This is a genomic window from Microbacterium oleivorans, assembly GCF_001691565.1.
Classification (GTDB): Bacteria; Actinomycetota; Actinomycetes; order Actinomycetales; family Microbacteriaceae; genus Microbacterium; species Microbacterium oleivorans_B.
This window is the reverse complement of record NZ_MAYO01000002.1, coordinates 418602-434922: the sequence shown is the minus strand read 5'-3', so window position 1 is coordinate 434922 and position 16321 is coordinate 418602. Positions and strand designations below refer to the sequence as shown.

The following is a 16321-nucleotide window of genomic DNA, read 5'->3' as shown; positions in this document are numbered from 1 at the left end:
GAATACGACCGGGCTGACGTGTCGTTTCCCCTCAGCATGAGTTTGTACGAATCCGCCGTCTTCGGCGCCCTCGATCTGTCCAACCGAGTCGTCATGGCCCCGCTCACCCGCACCCGGGCTGCGGAGGACGGCATCCCGAACGACGTGATGGTGGAGTACTACCGCCAGCGCGCCGGTGTCGGCCTCATCGTCACGGAGGGCACCTGGCCGGTCGTCGCGGGGAAGTCCTACCCGGGACAGCCCGGCATCGAGACCGAGGAGCAGATCGCGGGATGGCGCAAGGTCGCCGATGCGGTGCACGCCGAGGGCGGCACGATCGTCATGCAGCTCATGCACGGCGGACGGGTATCGCACCCGGCGATCTCCGGCGTCGACCTCGTCGTCGGGCCGAGCGCGATCGCCTCGCCGGGGCAGGGACGCACCGTCTCGGGCGAGAAGGTCGACCTCCCCGTACCGCACGCCCTCACCACCGCCGAGGTTGGCGATGTCGTCGAACAGTTCGTGCAGGCGGCGCGGAACGCGATTGCGGCCGGCATGGACGGCGTCGAGGTCCACGGTGCGAACAGCTACCTCGTGCACCAGTTCCTCTCCCCCGAGTCGAACGTGCGCGACGACGTCTACGGCGGATCGCCGGAGAACCGCGCGCGCTTCGGCATCGAGGTGACCCGAGCGGTCGCCGAGGCGGTCGGAGCGGAGCGCACCGGCATCCGTCTCTCACCGCAGCATCAGATCCCGGGTGTTTTCGAGAGCGACGACGCCGACGCGCGGGCGACGTACACGGCCCTGGCAGAGGGGCTGGCCCCGCTGGGCCTGGCGTTCATCGACATCCTGCACGCCGAGCCGAAGACCGAGCTCGTGCAGCACATCCGCCACACGGCGAGTGCTCCGACGATCCTGAACTCGGGCTTCGGCGTCGTCACGACGCGTGAAGAGGCTGAAGAGCTCGTGCTCGAAGGATGGGCGGATGCCGTCGCGGTGGGCCGCCCGGTCATCGCGAACCCGGATCTGCCGACCCGCTGGGAGCAGCGCGCCGAGCTCAACGAGCCCCGCCCGGAACTCTTTTACACCGGCGGAGCAGAGGGCTACACGGACTACCCATCGCTCGCCGAGGTGCGCGCCGAGCGCTGAGCCGACGCCCGCCCCGATCAGTCGCCGGCGACGAAGTCGAACTCCTGGAAGTCACGGACCTCGTGGCTCCAGCGGCTCTCGACGAAGGCGACGTGGTCGGGGTGGGCGCTGTAGGCGTCATAGGCGGCCTGGTCGTCGAAGAGCATCGTGAATTGCCAGCGGAGATCGCTCTTCGGGCTGATCTGACGGTTGATGCGGAACTGCTGGACGCCGGGGATGGCCGTGAGGGACCGTTGCGCGTCCGTCAGGAACGTCTTCTCTTCGGAGGAGTCCTCCGCGTGGTGCAGGGCGAAGACGACGGTGTGCTGGATGGTCATGGTGACCAAGGCTAACCCCGGACGGGGAGAAGAGGCGTTCCGCCATCTGGGCGGATGAGCTCAGCGCTCCGTCAGCACGCCCATCCGGTCGAGCGCCTGCCGCAGCGCGGGCGCGATGTGCTCGGCGTACTCGACGGTCAGGTGTGTCTGGTCGTACTTCGTCGGGATCGACCCGGCGAACGGCGGGCACACGTCGCCGGCGCAGGTGAACGGCAGCGACGACACGGCGTGGTCGCCGGCGGCCTTGGCCGCGTGCTCTGACGCCGCCTCCATCTGACGCCACGTGCTGTCGACCGCACTGTCGCAGGCCTTCGGCGACGACGACGGCGTGTAACAGGCGGCGAGGCTGACGCCCTGCGGCGGCGGCGCGAGGTACAGCATCCGGGAACCGACCTCGTACGAGGCCGCTTCGCGGCGCTGCGCGGCGATGAGGTTCTCAGCCGAGAGGTCGGTGCCGTCGACGGACTGGCCGAGGGTGAACGCGTTCGACATCACGACGAGGTCCGGCTTGTCGGCGAGGATCGCCGCTCGCACCGCGGCCTTGCGTTCCTGGCATCCCGCCATCACCTGGGGGTCGTCGTTCTGGACGAGGACGTCGGTGAAGCGGCATCCGTACATGCCCATGGCCGAGACGCGGATCCCGCCGGCACTGTCGTCCGCGATCCGGCGGAAGGCGGGCGCGTAGGCCATCGCGGTCGAGTCGCCGACGAGCCAGATGTGCACGGGCGCGTCGCCGCTCCCCCACCCGCACGCTGTCGCCGCACCCGGAGAGAAGCAGTCATGCGCGGGGTTCGCGCCCGACGACGCGATCATGACGCGGTCGAGCGAAGGATTCAGGTCGGGCCAGGCGTCGGCGCTCGCTGCCGCCGTCAGCTCGGCCTGCAGGTCGGCCGTCGGATCGCCCGAGACCGGCGGAGCCGACGCCGCCGGGGCCGGTTCGGGGAGGCCGAACCGCGGACCGTGACCGGATGCCGTCGCCCAGAGCGCGCCCGCGAGAGCCACGACGACGAGCCCGGCCGTCGCCAGGAAGACCTGCGCGGCGAACCGCTCGCGCCAAGCTGTCAGGGCGCTCCCCCGCGGCTGGGGCTCCGGTTCGACCACGGCCGCGGAGACGATGGGCGCGGCGAACACAGCCGCCGGCTCGACGCGCACAGGCGCAGGGCGCGAAGAGCCCGGGAAGTACCGCGTCCCCGGCGTCCATCCCGTCGGACGGGTCGTCGCAACCGCGACGACCGGCGCGGGAGCCGGCTCCGGCTCGGCGTCCGGTGCGGAAGCGGGCGCGTCGACCCGCGGCATCCCACCGAGGAACGGCGCGTAGCGCAGCGGCTGCTCGATGATCAGGTACGACGCGAGCCCGAGGACGACGCTCGCGCCGAGGACGATCCAGAGATGCCACTCGGATGCCGGGAGCAGAGCGGCCGCGAAGACCACGACCGGGAAATGCCAGAGGTACAGCGAGTACGACGCGTCACCGACGAAGACGGTGACCGGGTTCGTGAGCGGGAAGAGGTGACGGTGCCGGGGGTCCCCCCCGACACCTCCCGCGATCGCGAGCGCCGTGGCGGCGACGGGCGCCGCAGCCCACGGGGCGGGAAAGCCTCCGCTGGTCGGATCGATGAGCAGCAGCGAGGCGGCGATCCCCGCGACGCCGGTCCACTGCAGCATCCCGCCGAGCGTGCGAGGGATGCGGCGCAGCAGGGGAACGAGCACGGCGACGAGCGCGCCGAGGCCGAGCTCCCACGCGCGGGTCAGGGTGGAGAAGTACGCGACGGTCGCCTGCGCATCGGACTGGACGAGAGCCCAGACGAACGACCCCGCCACGACCGTCGCGGCGAGGACGCCCGCGATGATCCTGACCCGCGTGCGACCGGTGAGGGCGACGACGATGAGGAGGAGCAGCGGCCACACGAGGTAGAACTGCTCCTCGACCGACAGCGACCAGAAGTGCTGCAACGGCGAGACGGCGCCGGTGTCGGCGAAGTAGTCGGTGCCCTGCGCGGCGAAGTTCCAGTTCGAGGCGAAGACGGCCGCCCAGGCGGCATCCCACAGCGTCTGCGTCCCGCGGGCGCGGTTGAAGAGGAACCACCCGGCGACCGCGACGGCGATCAACACCGTCAGCGCCGCCGGCAACAGGCGGCGCGCTCGGCGCGCGTAGAACGAGCCGAGCGAGACCCGCCCGGTGTCGCGCGCTTCGCGCAGCAGCATGCCGGTGATAAGGAATCCCGAGATGACGAAGAAGACGTCGACGCCCATGACGCCGCCCGCGGGCCATCCGGCGGCGTGTGCGCCGATCACCGCGAGGACGGCGAGGGCGCGGAGGCCTTGGATGTCGCGGCGCGGTGGAGCGGGAGTGTGGGTCGGGGAGTCCATGAAGAAAGCCGACGGAGAGTCTATGGGATCGGTCCCACGCGGTCACGACACGACGACGACGTCATCCCCCACTCGCACGGTCCCGCCGTCGCCGATGGGCAGCAGCAGGATGCCGAGAGTCGCCTCGCTCTGACCGAACTCGGTGGTCAGCACGCGCAGCAGGCGCGCATCGCGCTCGCCCGTGTCCGGATTGGCGGTGATCGCGGCGCAGCGACCGATCGGCCGCTGAACCTCGAACTCGACGGTGCCGATGCGCACACGACCCGACCAGTCGAGTTCCTCCCACGGCGCGGTGCCGGAGACGACGATGTTGGAGCGGAAGCGGCGATCGTCGACGGGGGCGGGCACAGCGGCATCCACCTGCGCCACCGTCGCCTCGCCGTGCAGGGAGATGTAGCCGCGTGCCCGGTCCTGGAACCGCGGTGCGACGCCGTCGCCGATGAGGCGGAGCGGCAGGACGCCGGGTCGGTCGAGCAGCCTCGCGTCGGAGGACCGCTCGACGAACGCGGTGACGGCGTCCTCGAGCACGCGGCGGCCCGGGTCATCAAGACCCGCCTCGACCAGCAGGCTGCCGTTCTCGCTGATACGGACGACACCGTCCTCGAGTTCGACGTGCAGGCGGGCGATGGAGGGGAAGTCCATGAGCGCGAGACCGCGATTCTTGGGCCAGTAGTCGAGGCCGTCGTCGTCCTCGGGCGTCGTCGCGTCGGCGAAGCGGAACGCGAGGACGCGGTCTCCGGCGATGCGGCCGTCGGCCTGCACGACGAGTTCGGCGCGCGGCTCGGGCGTGAACCCCTTGATCGGGTAGCGGTAGAGCGATGAGACGACGGCCATGTCACGCCTGCCGGTAGTGCCGGACGCGCTCGTCGCGCTCGACGAGATACTCATCGTCCTCGGGGTAGAAGACCGCCCGCTCGATGTCGTCGCCGGCGAATGCGGTGATCGCGTCGAGGCTCTCCCACCGCGACACGGTCGTGATCTCGGTGCGTCCGCCGCCGAGGTCGCGCGTGAGCAGCCACGCGTCGAGATTTCCGGGCGTCGCGCGGTAGGCGCTCATCCCGGTGCGTTCCACGTAGTCGGCGTAGGCGTCCCGGTCCTCGGCGCGGACCACGCCGCTCCACATGCGGACGACCGGCGGGCTCTGCGGGGTGAAAGACGTCACCCGCCCACCCTGGCAGAGGGTGGACGGGTGACGCGAGGGATGCCGGGGCTCAGCTGCCGAGCTTCGAGAGCTCCGCGAACTCCTCGTCGGTGAGTTCGATGACGGCGCCCTGGAGGTTGTCCTCGAGGTGGGCGACGCTCGACGTGCCGGGGATCGGGAGCATGACCGGCGAGCGCTTCAGCAGCCAGGCAAGAGCCACCTGGGCGGGCGTCGCGTTCTTGCGCTCGGCAATGTCGGTCAGCGGCGAGTCCGCTCCGGTGAGGCCGCCGGTGGCGAGCGGGAACCACGGGATGAATCCGATGCCCTGCTCCTCGGACCAGTCGAGGAGCGCCTCGGCGTCGCGGTGCTGCAGGTTGTAGAGGTTCTGGACGGTGACGATCTCGGCGATCTCCTGCGCGGCCTTGACCTCGTCGACCGCGACCTCGGAGAGGCCGATGTACCGGATCTTCCCCTCGTCCTGCAGCGCCTTCAGCTCGCCGACCTGGTCCTCGAGCGGAACCTTCGGGTCGATGCGGTGCAGCTGGAACAGATCGATGCGCTCGAGACCGAGGCGCCGGAGGCTCATCTCCGCACCCTGACGCAGGAACTCGGGGCGTCCGAGCGGGGGCCACACGTTCGGGCCGGTGCGCGTGAGGCCGGACTTGGTCGCGATGACGATGTCGTCGGCGTAGGGGTGCAGGGCCTCTTTGAGGAGCTCCTCTGCGACGTAGGGGCCGTAGGACTCGGCGGTGTCGAAGAAGTTCACGCCGAGCTCGACGCTGCGACGGAGGACGCGGATGGCCTCATCGCGATCCTTCGGCGGACCCCAGACGCCGGGGCCGGTGAGCTGCATGGTGCCGTAGCCGAGCCGGTTGACCTCGAGGTCTCCGCCGATGCGGAACGTGCCGGACGACTGCGCAGGCTTCGTGTTGTTCGTCATGGGGTGTTCCAGCGCACGAGCGCGCCGGAACATTCCCGTTCGTCAGCTTTTCGCGCCGGTGAGGGCGAGCGCACCGCCGAGCCCGATCATGAGGAATCCCCCCGCGCCCGACAGGGTGGACAGTCGCCGCGGTGACCGCCCGAACCAGGTGCGGGCGGTCCCGGCGGCGACGGCCCAGGTGCTGTCGCAGACGACGGCGAGCACCTGGAAGATGAGGCCGAGCAGGAGCAGTTGCGCCCAGATCGGGCCCGCGTCGCGCACGACGAACTGCGGCAGGACGGCGACGAAGAACGCGATGGTCTTCGGGTTGGTGAGGCCGACGATGAAGCCCTGGCGCAGGAGGGTGACGACGGATGCCGATGCTCGCCCGTCCCGCTCGGCTCGGTGCTTCCGGTGCCGGATCGCCTGGACGCCGAGGTAGACGAGGTAGATCGCGCCGATGATCTTGATCGCCGTGAACGCGACGACCGACGAGGCGACGACCGCCCCGACGCCGAAGGCGACGAGAAGGATCGCGGGGATGTTCCCGAGCGAGTTCCCGAGGACGCTGAGCACTCCCGCGCGGCGGCCGAGCGCGATGGAACGGCCGATGACGAACAGGACCCCGGGACCCGGGATCACGATGATTACGATCGACGCCAAGGCGAAGGCGAGGAGGTTCTCGATCGGGATCATGAGGGAACGTTATCGCGCCCCGGCATCCGTCCCCGACCCTGCGCCTAGGCGCCGATCGGGCGAAGCCCCGCGGGCGATTCGATGAGCATCTCCAGGTCGCCGAGCGCGGGCCAGTCGCCGAGCTCTCCGAGGTCGCCGCCGGACTCGTACCAGGCGTCGCGCTGCTCGGACGTCCAGTCGGCGCCTTCGTCGACGAAGACACTCGTGAGCACACCGTCCGTCACCATGAGCCGCACGTCGAAGGTGACATCGCCCAGGGCGCGGAACCGACCGACGACCGGGAACGTCGCGTGCGCCGGAACGGCCCGCGGCAGGTCGTCGGCGACGAGGAGCTGCGCGTCCGGCCAGAACCCGCCGTCGCTGTCGTCGAAGACGAGACGCTCCGCATGCGCGAGCTGGGCGCGGAGCTCCGGCGCACCGAACAGGTCGGTGGCGGCGAGCAGGTGCGCAGCGAGAGCCCGGACGTCCTCCGGCAGGTCGACGGCGATCTCCTGCGCCTCGGGGGTGTCCTCCGGAGTGTCGAGGGTGCGGCTCGCCCACCACGAGCCGAAGGCGAGGATGGCCCCTCCTGCTGCCAGCCAACGGCGCGGATGCCGGGCGCCGGTGCGCGCGATCGCGCCTTGCACGCGGGCATCCACCGCTTCGCCTGCATCGGCGAAGCCGAGGGCCGCACCGGCGGTGCCCGCGACGAGGGCCGCCCGCCCGACCGGCGGGACGGCGCCGCTCGGATCGCTGCTGCGGAGACCGACGCCGACGGTCCAGGCGGCGAGCCCCGCGTTGGCCAGGCGGTAGACGAGGCGCTGCCCGACGGTGAGACGGCGGGGGTCGATGAGGGTGAGGGCGCCGACGACGCACGACGACACGACGCCGTGGGTGATGGAGGTGGAATCGTTCAGGGCACGAAGAGCGGAGCGGATCGGCATACTCCGAGGGTAACGATCGCCGACTCCGCGCCGCGGCCCGCGAGATCTGCGACCATCGAGGTATGCACTCCATCACGACGGCGCAGCTCGCCGAGGCCTCCCCCGCGAACATCATCGACGTGCGCGAACCCGACGAATTCGCCGCCGGTCACGTGCCCGGTGCGCGCAACATCCCCCTCGCCACGGTCCCCGATCACGTGGACGAGCTGCGCGAACTCGACGACCTGCACCTCATCTGCCAGGCCGGCGGACGCAGCGCCCGTGCGGCCGCGTTCCTCGAGCACCACGGTCTCGAGACGACGAACGTCGAGGGGGGCACGGGTTCGTGGATCGCGGAGGGCCGCGACGTCGAGAAGTGATTGAGGCTGACGTCGTCAGCCGCCGCGCTGCATGAGGCGCTCGGGCGTCGGGTACAGCTCGAACCCGAACTGCTCGTAGAGTCCGTGCGCGTCGGCGGTGACGAGCAGCGTGCGCTTCAGCCCCATGGGCTCGAGCGTGTCGACGACGGCACCGACGAGCGCCTTGCCGACGGCCTTGCCGCGCACTCCCGGATCGACGTACACGTCGCACAGCCAGGCGAACGTCGCAGAGTCGGTGACGACGCGCGCGTAGCCGAGGGGCGTGCCGTCGTCGTCGAGGGCGCAGAAGTTGATCGAGTTCTGCGCGGCGCGCTCGACGGTCTCGCGACTGCGTCCGAGTGCCCAATAGGCGCCCTCGGAGAGCCACCGGTGGACGACGCCGAGGTTGATCTCGGCGAGGTCGGTCGTGACCCTCATGCGCGTGATCCGTTCGTCGGCCAGGCGACGGATGCCGCGGGCCAGGGCGTCGTCCGGAGTTCGGCTAGTGCGTCGCGCTGACTCTGCACGGCCTGCAGTGAATCGGTGCGGAACGCGGTGGCGATGAGGACCTCGCGCCAGTACTCGTCCCAGCTGCGGTAGGTGGTGAACGCCTTCTCGGCGAGCGGCTCGAGCAGTGACCAGGTCTCGTCGGCGGTGAGGTAGCCGGCGACGTAGGCGTAGCGGATGCCGCCGATGCCGCGCTCGATGTCGGCGGCGAGAAGCAACCGCGCGGGGTGCTCCTCGGTGCCGCGGGCGAGGTCCTGGATGTCGAAGACGGGCAGCTCGGTGAGGGCGGCGACGCGCGACATCATGTGCTCGGCGCTGTCGCTGTGCACGACCTCGGCGAAGCGCTGCGAGTTGAGCCCCATGACGAGGGTGTCGGCGACGAGGAGCTCGGCATCGGCCTTCGTGACGATCTTGAACTGCTCATCGAGCGCGCCACGCAACTGCTTGAGCGGTGCGACGGGCAGCGAGAACCACGGCGAGCCCTTCTCGCCGTCCTGGTGCTTCGCGCGCAGCTCCTGCGGGAGCTCGGCGAACGTCGGCGTGAAGGCGAGCGAGCCGTTCCAGCCGCGGACGGCGAAGTCGCTCGCGGCATCGAGCGCGAGGATCTGCTGCTGCCGCGGGGTGAGTGCCTGCCGACCGGATGCCGCGATGTAGGCGAGCTGTGCACGGCGGGGAGCACCGGCATCCCGTTTCGCGAGGATGATCGAGGCGATCATCAGGCCGACCGCCATGCCGACGGCGAACATGAAGAAGCTGACGATGATCTCGTCGACCTCCCACACGAACGACAGGATGAACGCCGCGATGCCGAACGGGGCGGCGATCAGGGTGACGGGCAGCGCGCGCCGGCGCATCTCGGCGGGATCGGCCTTGCGCTTGGCTTCGAGGGCCTGCGCGTAGCGGCGACGGGACCGGACGGGGTACTCGACGTCACCGGGATGGTTCTGGAGCGCGTTCACGTCAGGGGCCACCGGACCATCCTGGCACCGCTGCGGACGCGATCGCGTCAGGGGGCGTCGGCGACGACCTCGGCCGTGAACCCCGCGGAGTTCTCGAGCCATCCGGCGTAGTGATCCGGTCCGCCGGCGCGCGGGTACCGCTTCTGGTACAGCGGGCGCCAGCCGTAGTCGGGGGCAGCGGCCATGATCGCGTCGACGGCGGCGCGAGATCCGCCGGAGAAGGCGAGGCGGTTCACCCCGGGAGCGCGCCGGTCGTGCACGGTGGTCGACAGGTTCGGTGAGGTCGTGAGGGTCAGATAGGCGCCGCCCGCTGCCCACGACTCCCCTCGGGCCACACGCTCTCGCGGACGAAGCCGAGTCGTCGCACCCTCCGTTGCGAGTAGGGCCTCCGCCATCGTTTCGAGGTAGCGTGAGCACCACCCGATGAGAGGGGAAAGATGACCGAGACGCCGATGAGTCAGCCCGCCGCTGCGCGACCGTCGAACCGACTCGCGGTCGCGACCCTGGTCGTCGGGATCGTCGCGTTCCTCACCGGGCTCGTCCCGTGGCTCGGTCTGCTCCTCGGTCTGACGGCGTTCGGGCTCGGGATCTACGCCCTCACGCGCGGCCAGTCGAAGGTGATGGCGTTGGTGGGCGGTTCGCTCGGATCGATCGCCGCGGTCACCGGCTTGATCTCGACGAGCGCCCTCATGATGTGGCTGCTCAGCGGTAACGCCTGACGCACTTCTGCCCGCGGCATCCGTCCCGCTACGGTGACCGCATGAGCGATACGGCAGCAGGATGGTACGACGACGGTTCCGGCACGATGCGGTGGTGGGACGGGACCGCCTGGACCGAGCGGACGCAGCCGCCTCCTCCCCCGCAACCCGGGATCGGCGGCTTCATCGCGCAGGCGCAGGCCGACGCGGTGTCCGGCGCGCAGCCGCGGCCGGCGCAGGCGGGCATGAGCTACGTCGTGCTGCAGGTGGTGCTGAAGGAGAAGTTCTTCGGCAGCGGCTCGGGGAACCTCACGGAGCTCGAGCGGGCGATCAATGCGCAGGCGGCCCTCGGATACCGACTGCATACGATCACGACCGCATCATCGGGCAGCACGGGTTTCGGCGGCGGCGACCGGATCCAGGCGACGCTCGTCTTCGAGAAGCTCGTCTGACCGAGGCTGCCGTCAGTCCTCCGCGAGCGGGGCGCCGTGGAATCGGCGCTCGAGCACGGCGCCGGACTCGCTTCCCGCGAGGTACATGCGCAGCGCCGTCGCGAGGCCCGCGAGGTCGGCGGGGTCGAGCAGCAGACGCGCACCCTCGTCGATGACCCGGTCGATCTCGCGCAGGTGCGGGACGATCTGACGTCCGGCGTCGGTGAGCTTCAGCTCGAGGGCCCGCCGATCCTTCTCGTGGGGCGAGCGCTCGACGTAGCCCCGCTTGACGAGGGTGTCGACGATCCTGCTCGGGCTTCCTGTCTCGCAGACGATGAGCTCGCCGAGCTCCTTGAGCGACACCGGACCGTACTGGTCGAGCACCAGGATGATCTCGAACTGCGACGAGGTGAGGCCGAGCGGCGCCAGCTGGCGGCCGAGAGCGCGGTTGCCTTCTCGTTGAGCGGCGAGCACGAGGTAGCGCAGCTCGAAGGGAGCGAGGGTCGCAGGGTCTGCCTCGGAAGGCGTCAGCGCCGTGTCGGTCATGCTTCGTCCAGCCGTTCGGGTCGATCGCGGGTGTCGCTCTGCACCCAGTGTGCCAGGTGAGGAACGCCGGCCGGCGTCCGGGGGGAGGAGGTCCACCGGCCGGCATCCCCGCTCAGGTGAGCGCTGGTTCCCGCACGGGTGCTTCCCTGCCCGCGTCGGGATCCACCGCGGGCTCCGGCTCGGCGCGTCGCCCGAACGCCCGCGGACCGATGGCCCGGAGGATGCTCGGCATGACCAGCATCCGGATGACGACCGCATCGAGCGCGACGGCGATCGCCAGTCCGATCCCGATCTCGCGGACGATGCTGATCTGCGCCGTCATGAACGAGAGGAAGACGGCGATCATGATGACGGCGGCGCTGTTGATCATCCCCCGGGTCCGCGCCGCGCCCTGGAGGACCGCCTGCTCGTAGCCCAGCCCGTCCCGGTAGAGCTCCCTCATGCGGGACATGATGATCACCATGTAGTCCATGCTCAGACCGAACATCACGGCGAACAGCAGGATGGGCGTCACGGAGTTGAGGGGGACGTCGCTGATCGCTCCCTGGACGAGGGTCAGCAACCCGACGCTCGCCCCGACGACGAGCAGGTTGAAGACGAGGGCCAACAGCGGGAGCAGGATCGATCGCCAGGCGAGCGCGAGCATGATGAAGGTCAGCGTGAGCACGATGGCGGCGATGGCGGGGATGCTGCCGATGATCGTCTCGTCGAAGTCGACGCCCTGCGCGGTGGCACCGGTCACGGCGACGTCCACTCCCCCGTCGATGCGGCCTGTGAGGTCGGCGCGGATGCTCTTCACGAGGTCGTGGGTGCCGACGGTGTCCGGACCCTCCGACGTGGTGACGAGAAGTCGCGTGGCGATGGCGCCGCCGGTCGAGCTCCAGAGGCGCTCGACCTCGGCCGGGACGGTGCCGTCACCCAGCGCCTGGGCGAGCGGGCTTCCAGACGGGGCGAACTGCGTCACGTCGAGCACCCCGTCGACACCGGAATGGTCGACGAGCCAGTCCCGTGCCTCTCCGGTCTCGGCGAGCGCGGTGGCGGCCGTGGTCCCCTCGGGGAAGGTGAGGATGACGTCCACCGGGAAGAGGCCTTCCTGCCCGATGTCGGTCTCGAGCAGTTCGAGGCCGGCGCGTGCCGGGTCGCCCGCGGGAAGCACCGTCGCGCTGGCGACCGGCGATTGGAGCGAGAGCCCCGCGATCGGCAGGGCGGCGATGATCATGACGGCGGCGCCGGCGAGACCGACCAGCCCGGGGCGGCGGATGCGAGCCGAGCCCGCCACGGAGACCGGTCTCTTCCGCCGCGATGAGAAGGGCAGCCGGCCGGCGTCGATCCGTGCGCCGAGCAGGGCGAGACCTGCGGGCAGAACGAGCATGGTCACGGCGAGCGCGACGAGCGCGACGACGATGCCGCCGAGGGCGATGCTGGTGAGCGCCATGACCTGCGGTACGAAGAGCGCCGACAGGGCGGGGGCGACCGCGAACCCGCTGAAGAGTACGGAGTGGCCCGCGGTCGCCATCGTCACGTGGATCGCTTCGGTCGTTGATCTTCCGGCCGCGAGCTCCTCGCGAAAGCGTTTGATGATGAACAGCGAGTAGTCGACGGCGACGGCCAACCCGATCATCGAGACGATGTTCGTGTAGAGGTTGGAGATCTCGGTGACCCCGGTCGCGAGGGTGCCGATGCCCATCGAGATCATCAGAGCCGATCCGGCGACAAGCAGGGGCAGGATGGTCGCGACGACGGATCCGAACACGAGAAGCAGGACGACGATGAGGATCGGGAAGCCGATCAGTTCGGCGCGAATCGCATCCGCCTTCGAGTGCGCGTTGAGCTGGTAGTCGAGGGCAGGCTGGCCGGTCACGTAGGCGTCGGCGGCGATGCCCTGTTCGTCGAGGGATGCCTGGAGTTCGGGCACGAGGTTCTGCACCGTCGTGCTGTCCGCTGTGAACCCCGCCACGACGGCGACCGTTCGCCCGTCGTCGGAGGCCAGGTCCGCCTGCTCCGACGGCAGGGTGACCCGGTCGGCCCCGGCCTCACGGGCGAGGTCGGCCGCCTCATCGATCGCGGCTTCGGTGACGGGGTCGGCCGCGGAGAGGACGATCACGAGCTGGTTGGGGGCTTCATCGAACTTCTCCTCGAGGACGGCCTGCGCCTGCAGGGCGTCGGCTCGTGGATTGGTGAACCCCCCGCCGCTCAGCGCACCGTCCAGCCGAAGGGCGAGCAGCGCGCCGGCGATGAAGAGCGTCGCCCACACGGCGAGGACGACACGGGGGTGTCGGATGGATACGGCGGTCAATCGATGCATGGCTTCCCCCAGTTAGGTGTTACGTCATACGTGTTGTAACATGTATACACGACATTGCCCGGTCGTGAACATCGGTGACTTCTGACGCCTCATTCATTGACGGGGCACACGTGTATCCCTAGCGTCACGTGTTGTGACATTCATGCGACGACAACCGTCGCCGACATCGGTCACGAACGCCGTCTGGGCGGCAGAACTGGGGGCAGTCATGACTATGGAAATCGATGCGATCGTCGGGTCGACGCTGTTGGATGCGGCGGTCGACGCTATCGAAGCGATCCGACGGGGGGAGATGGTCGTCATCGTCGATGACGAGGATCGCGAGAACGAGGGCGACCTGGTCGTCGCGGCGGATCACGCCACGCCACAGGTGATCAACTTCATGATCACGCACGGGCGCGGGCTGGTCTGCCTGTCGCTCACCCGCGAGCGGGCTCTGCAACTGGAGTTGCCGCCGATGGTGACCTTCAACGAAGACCACATGGGGACGGCGTTCACCGTCTCGATCGACGCCACGCGTGCGCTCGGCGTCACCACGGGGATCTCCGCCGCCGAGCGCGCCAGGACCATCCAGGTCGCCATGACGGGTGCCGCGGGCGACCTGCAGCGCCCCGGTCACGTCTTCCCGCTGATCGCCCGCGACGGCGGTGTCATCGAGCGGACCGGCCACACCGAGGCATCCGTCGACATCGCGCGCGCCGCCGGCTGCACGCCCTCCGGGGTGATCGTGGAGATCATCGGCGACGACGGCGAGATGCTCCGTCGCGACTCGCTGCGCCGCTTCGCCGACGAGCACGGGCTGCTGATGACGAGCATCGAACTCCTGCGTGAACACTTCCTCGCGGGAGCGCGTTGACGTGCGCGGGGAGGTCACCGTCCGCCGGCTGACCGGCGCGATCGTCCGGCGGCGCCTTCGACGCCATCTCGTCACCATCGACGGCCTGCAGCATCTGCCGACGTCGGGGCCGTTCGTGCTGGCCCCCAACCCCCGCAGCTACTTCGACCACTTCGTGATGGAACTGCTCGTGAATGCGACCGTCGGTCGCCCCGTCTGGTTCCTGACGAAGAAGGAGAGCTTCGACGCCTACGTCTCACGGCTCTGGACGCGGGCGTGGTACGGCATCCCGGTCGATCGAGATCGCCCGAGCCCGGAGACGCTGAGAGCCGTGCAGCGGGTGTTCGCGGCAGGCGAGGTGCTCTGCGTCTACCCCGAAGGCACCCGGAACGCGACCGACGAGATGCTGCCGTTCCAGGCGGGGGCGTTCCGCTTCGCCCTGTCGGAGGGGACGCCGGTCATCCCCGTCGCGATGGTCGGCACCGAGACGGTCCTCCCCAAGGGCAGCCGGCGGTTTCGGGATGACGGGCGCGTGCACCTCGTCATCGGCGAACCGATCCTGCCCGATCTGACCGCGGGCAAGCAGCGGGCAGCGAGCGAACTGGCCCTCTCGACCCGGGCGGCCATCGTCGCCCAGCTCGAGGCCGCCGCGAAGAATGCCCGGGATGCCGAGAGTCCCGAACTCGTGGTCGGTGCCGCGAACGCCCTCGATGAACTCATCACGGCGGCGCTGAGCGCGGACGGGCGACTGGCGGCATCCGACCGCCGGAGGCTCGGGTTCGTGGTGTCGCTCCTGCAGCGGATGGAACGGCACCCGGTGCACCTCGAGACGCAGCGGATCAGGCTGCGAGGCTTAGCGATCTCGAACCTGCCGGGTCCGCTGCGGGTCCTGCCCGCGGTGCGGATGCGGTCGCGACTGGATCGCGTGCTCGCGCGGGATCCGGAGCATGCCGTCGCGAACTACCTGCTGGGGAGGTGGTGCCTCGCGATGCCGTCCGCTCTCGGTGGCGGGCGGGCACGGGCGGAGGCCGCCTTCGTCGTCAGCGCGAGGAATGCGGACCGCGGTGACACGCGGGCGCTGGCGGGTCTGGCCGAGCTGTACCTAGCCGAGGGGCGCATCGACGAAGCGCGGGCGAACCTCGAGCTGATCGCGCGCGCACCGGTACGCGCGGGGAGCCGCGGTGAGGCGCGCGTCGACCGAGCGCGTCGGCAGCTCGAGGCGCTCGAGCCGACGGCGGAGGTGGGGGCATGATCGGGACGCTCCGCGCGGGACCGCTGACCGTCATCGAGGATCTCGCGATCGTGTTCGACGACGACTCGCGCATCCGCTGGTCGCGCGGACAGGGCGATCGGTGGCTCCTCGCGGAGAGCTGGCCGAACACGGAGGAACGCGCTGCCGTCGATCAGCACCTGGGGGGTGGCGGCTGCGTGCTCGTGCTCACCGATGCGCAGCCGATCACGACGTACGCGCTGGGCGACGAAGTCCCGGCGGCGGACGGCACGGTCGCCGAGGGGGAGATCGTCGAGCTGTCACTCCCCCACTTCGACTGGCTGCCCGATGTCATCCGCGCGCGCGGCGAGGCGTTTCTGCGCACGCAGCGGGAGCGCTTCGCCGCACTTCCCGCCCTCCTCCGCCCGCCGGTGGTGCTCGAGGGCGACGAGCCGTTCTCGGCGGGGAAGGTGAGTTTCGCGCTCCTCTCGGCCGGGGTCACGCGCGCCCGGTTGGAACGCGAGCTCACGGAGTACCTCGCCTACCTCCGCAGCACCGACGACATCACCTGGAGGACCGCATGATGTACAGCTCGACCCTCACGATCGATGCCCCGCCGGGTTCGCTCGCCGGCATCCTCACCGACCTCGGCGCCCTCGCCGAGTGGAACCCGGCGCTCGGTCGCGTAACCGAAACCGGTCGGGCGCAGCCCGGGCGCCGGTATCGCAGCCGGATCCGCGGCGTGGTGCCCGCGACCATCCGGTACGAGACGATCAGTGACGCGCTGATCACGTATCGGATGCAGGGTCCGGGTGTCTCGGAACACGGCGTCTGGGCGCTGGATCCCCTGCCGGACGGGCGCACGCGTGTGCGGCACGAGTTCGTGCACACGGGGCTCGTCCTCCGGCTGATGTCGAAGGCATTCGAGCCGGTCGCGGGGTGGCGGCTCGGACGTCTGAGAGAAGAGGTGCGGAGCCGGCTCGCGGGCCGGAGCTGAG

Annotated in this window: 19 protein-coding genes and 1 pseudogene; 8 read left to right on the top strand and 12 right to left on the bottom strand. The window is 70.1% G+C overall.

Annotated elements, in window-relative coordinates; all coding sequences use genetic code 11:
* Positions 1–36 precede the first annotated feature (36 nt).
* Positions 37–1128: an alkene reductase gene (locus BBA86_RS02415; RefSeq protein ID WP_065570091.1), complete on the top strand. Its 1092-nt coding sequence runs from the start codon at positions 37–39 to the stop codon at positions 1126–1128.
* Positions 1129–1145: 17 nt separating this feature from the next.
* On the opposite strand, the gene BBA86_RS02410 is transcribed toward BBA86_RS02415, so the two are convergent.
* Genes BBA86_RS02410 through BBA86_RS02380 form a run of 7 tightly spaced genes read right to left on the bottom strand, consistent with a single transcriptional unit; the run spans position 1146 to position 7494 of the window.
* Positions 1146–1445 carry a Dabb family protein gene (locus tag BBA86_RS02410; protein WP_065570090.1) on the bottom strand — a complete coding sequence of 100 codons (300 nt, stop codon included), beginning with the start codon at positions 1443–1445 and terminating at the stop codon, positions 1146–1148.
* 60 nt (positions 1446–1505) lie between these two features.
* Complete coding sequence (locus tag BBA86_RS02405) at positions 1506–3815, bottom strand: acyltransferase family protein (protein ID WP_065570089.1); 2310 nt, start codon at positions 3813–3815, stop codon at positions 1506–1508.
* 42 nt (positions 3816–3857) lie between these two features.
* Complete coding sequence (locus tag BBA86_RS02400) at positions 3858–4649, bottom strand: MOSC domain-containing protein (protein WP_065570088.1); 792 nt, start codon at positions 4647–4649, stop codon at positions 3858–3860.
* Between the two features lies 1 nt (position 4650).
* Entirely contained in the window at positions 4651–4977 is a 327-nt protein-coding gene (locus BBA86_RS02395) for an antibiotic biosynthesis monooxygenase family protein (RefSeq protein ID WP_223247000.1), read from the bottom strand.
* Between the two features lie 49 nt (positions 4978–5026).
* Positions 5027–5896 (bottom strand): aldo/keto reductase, encoded by an 870-nt coding sequence (locus BBA86_RS02390; RefSeq protein WP_065570166.1) that lies wholly within the window; start codon positions 5894–5896, stop codon positions 5027–5029.
* Positions 5897–5938: 42 nt separating this feature from the next.
* Positions 5939–6571, bottom strand: a complete 633-nt coding sequence (locus tag BBA86_RS02385) for a LysE family translocator (RefSeq protein WP_065570087.1) — start codon at positions 6569–6571, stop codon at positions 5939–5941.
* Positions 6572–6615: 44 nt separating this feature from the next.
* Positions 6616–7494 (bottom strand): hypothetical protein, encoded by an 879-nt coding sequence (locus BBA86_RS02380; RefSeq protein ID WP_065570086.1) that lies wholly within the window; start codon positions 7492–7494, stop codon positions 6616–6618.
* A 62-nt stretch (positions 7495–7556) separates the two neighbouring features.
* On the opposite strand from BBA86_RS02380, the gene BBA86_RS02375 reads away from it, so the two are divergent.
* Positions 7557–7853, top strand: coding sequence for a rhodanese-like domain-containing protein (locus BBA86_RS02375; protein ID WP_065570085.1), 297 nt, complete (start codon positions 7557–7559; stop codon positions 7851–7853).
* A 15-nt stretch (positions 7854–7868) separates the two neighbouring features.
* Here the strand turns inward: BBA86_RS02375 and BBA86_RS02370 are convergent, their stop codons facing one another.
* From BBA86_RS02370 to BBA86_RS02360, 3 genes and pseudogenes are all read right to left on the bottom strand, one after another.
* Positions 7869–8270 (bottom strand): GNAT family N-acetyltransferase, encoded by a 402-nt coding sequence (locus BBA86_RS02370; RefSeq protein ID WP_065570084.1) that lies wholly within the window; start codon positions 8268–8270, stop codon positions 7869–7871.
* Complete coding sequence (locus BBA86_RS02365) at positions 8267–9310, bottom strand: DUF1266 domain-containing protein (protein ID WP_065570083.1); 1044 nt, start codon at positions 9308–9310, stop codon at positions 8267–8269. The genes BBA86_RS02370 and BBA86_RS02365 overlap by 4 nt, the downstream gene beginning before the upstream one ends.
* 35 nt (positions 9311–9345) lie before the next feature.
* Positions 9346–9659, bottom strand: a pseudogene (locus BBA86_RS02360) (glyoxalase); the annotation flags it as partial.
* A gap of 76 nt (positions 9660–9735) precedes the next feature.
* On the opposite strand from BBA86_RS02360, the gene BBA86_RS02355 reads away from it, so the two are divergent.
* Positions 9736–10017, top strand: coding sequence for a hypothetical protein (locus BBA86_RS02355; RefSeq protein ID WP_065570082.1), 282 nt, complete (start codon positions 9736–9738; stop codon positions 10015–10017).
* A 41-nt stretch (positions 10018–10058) separates the two neighbouring features.
* A complete protein-coding gene (locus BBA86_RS14235) occupies positions 10059–10448 on the top strand; it encodes a DUF2510 domain-containing protein (RefSeq protein WP_083199417.1) in 390 nt (129 codons plus the stop codon).
* Positions 10449–10460: 12 nt separating this feature from the next.
* Here the strand turns inward: BBA86_RS14235 and BBA86_RS02345 are convergent, their stop codons facing one another.
* Together BBA86_RS02345 and BBA86_RS02340 are read right to left on the bottom strand one after the other, a co-directional pair.
* A complete protein-coding gene (locus BBA86_RS02345; protein ID WP_065570081.1) occupies positions 10461–10973 on the bottom strand; it encodes a MarR family winged helix-turn-helix transcriptional regulator in 513 nt (170 codons plus the stop codon).
* A 112-nt stretch (positions 10974–11085) separates the two neighbouring features.
* Positions 11086–13278: an MMPL family transporter gene (locus BBA86_RS02340; RefSeq protein WP_065570080.1), complete on the bottom strand. Its 2193-nt coding sequence runs from the start codon at positions 13276–13278 to the stop codon at positions 11086–11088.
* Positions 13279–13486: 208 nt separating this feature from the next.
* On the opposite strand from BBA86_RS02340, the gene ribB reads away from it, so the two are divergent.
* The 4 genes from ribB to BBA86_RS02320 are packed head-to-tail and all read left to right on the top strand — an operon-like array spanning position 13487 to position 16320.
* A complete protein-coding gene (ribB, locus tag BBA86_RS02335; RefSeq protein ID WP_223246999.1) occupies positions 13487–14134 on the top strand; it encodes a 3,4-dihydroxy-2-butanone-4-phosphate synthase in 648 nt (215 codons plus the stop codon).
* Entirely contained in the window at positions 14106–15365 is a 1260-nt protein-coding gene (locus BBA86_RS02330) for a lysophospholipid acyltransferase family protein (protein WP_083199415.1), read from the top strand. The genes ribB and BBA86_RS02330 overlap by 29 nt, the downstream gene beginning before the upstream one ends.
* The gene (locus BBA86_RS02325) at positions 15362–15907 is read left to right on the top strand and encodes a hypothetical protein (RefSeq protein ID WP_065570077.1); all 546 of its coding nucleotides are present in this window, start codon (positions 15362–15364) and stop codon (positions 15905–15907) included. The genes BBA86_RS02330 and BBA86_RS02325 overlap by 4 nt, the downstream gene beginning before the upstream one ends.
* Positions 15907–16320, top strand: coding sequence for an SRPBCC family protein (locus tag BBA86_RS02320; protein WP_065570076.1), 414 nt, complete (start codon positions 15907–15909; stop codon positions 16318–16320). The genes BBA86_RS02325 and BBA86_RS02320 overlap by 1 nt, the downstream gene beginning before the upstream one ends.
* Position 16321: the final 1 nt, after the last annotated feature.

What these genes read in the sequence shown, in the direction of transcription:
- BBA86_RS02405 (WP_065570089.1), bottom strand. Translation starts at nt 3,815, where the DNA reads ATGGACTCCCCGACCCACACTCCCGCTCCACCGCGCCGCGACATCCAA.
- ribB (WP_223246999.1), top strand. Translation starts at nt 13,487, where the DNA reads ATGACTATGGAAATCGATGCGATCGTCGGGTCGACGCTGTTGGATGCG.
- BBA86_RS02340 (WP_065570080.1), bottom strand. Translation starts at nt 13,278, where the DNA reads ATGCATCGATTGACCGCCGTATCCATCCGACACCCCCGTGTCGTCCTC.
- BBA86_RS02355 (WP_065570082.1), top strand. Translation starts at nt 9,736, where the DNA reads ATGACCGAGACGCCGATGAGTCAGCCCGCCGCTGCGCGACCGTCGAAC.
- BBA86_RS02320 (WP_065570076.1), top strand. Translation starts at nt 15,907, where the DNA reads ATGTACAGCTCGACCCTCACGATCGATGCCCCGCCGGGTTCGCTCGCC.
- BBA86_RS14235 (WP_083199417.1), top strand. Translation starts at nt 10,059, where the DNA reads ATGAGCGATACGGCAGCAGGATGGTACGACGACGGTTCCGGCACGATG.
- BBA86_RS02370 (WP_065570084.1), bottom strand. Translation starts at nt 8,270, where the DNA reads ATGAGGGTCACGACCGACCTCGCCGAGATCAACCTCGGCGTCGTCCAC.
- BBA86_RS02410 (WP_065570090.1), bottom strand. Translation starts at nt 1,445, where the DNA reads ATGACCATCCAGCACACCGTCGTCTTCGCCCTGCACCACGCGGAGGAC.
- BBA86_RS02325 (WP_065570077.1), top strand. Translation starts at nt 15,362, where the DNA reads ATGATCGGGACGCTCCGCGCGGGACCGCTGACCGTCATCGAGGATCTC.
- BBA86_RS02415 (WP_065570091.1), top strand. Translation starts at nt 37, where the DNA reads ATGAGTTTGTACGAATCCGCCGTCTTCGGCGCCCTCGATCTGTCCAAC.
- BBA86_RS02345 (WP_065570081.1), bottom strand. Translation starts at nt 10,973, where the DNA reads ATGACCGACACGGCGCTGACGCCTTCCGAGGCAGACCCTGCGACCCTC.
- BBA86_RS02400 (WP_065570088.1), bottom strand. Translation starts at nt 4,649, where the DNA reads ATGGCCGTCGTCTCATCGCTCTACCGCTACCCGATCAAGGGGTTCACG.
- BBA86_RS02380 (WP_065570086.1), bottom strand. Translation starts at nt 7,494, where the DNA reads ATGCCGATCCGCTCCGCTCTTCGTGCCCTGAACGATTCCACCTCCATC.
- BBA86_RS02375 (WP_065570085.1), top strand. Translation starts at nt 7,557, where the DNA reads ATGCACTCCATCACGACGGCGCAGCTCGCCGAGGCCTCCCCCGCGAAC.
- BBA86_RS02390 (WP_065570166.1), bottom strand. Translation starts at nt 5,896, where the DNA reads ATGACGAACAACACGAAGCCTGCGCAGTCGTCCGGCACGTTCCGCATC.
- BBA86_RS02385 (WP_065570087.1), bottom strand. Translation starts at nt 6,571, where the DNA reads ATGATCCCGATCGAGAACCTCCTCGCCTTCGCCTTGGCGTCGATCGTA.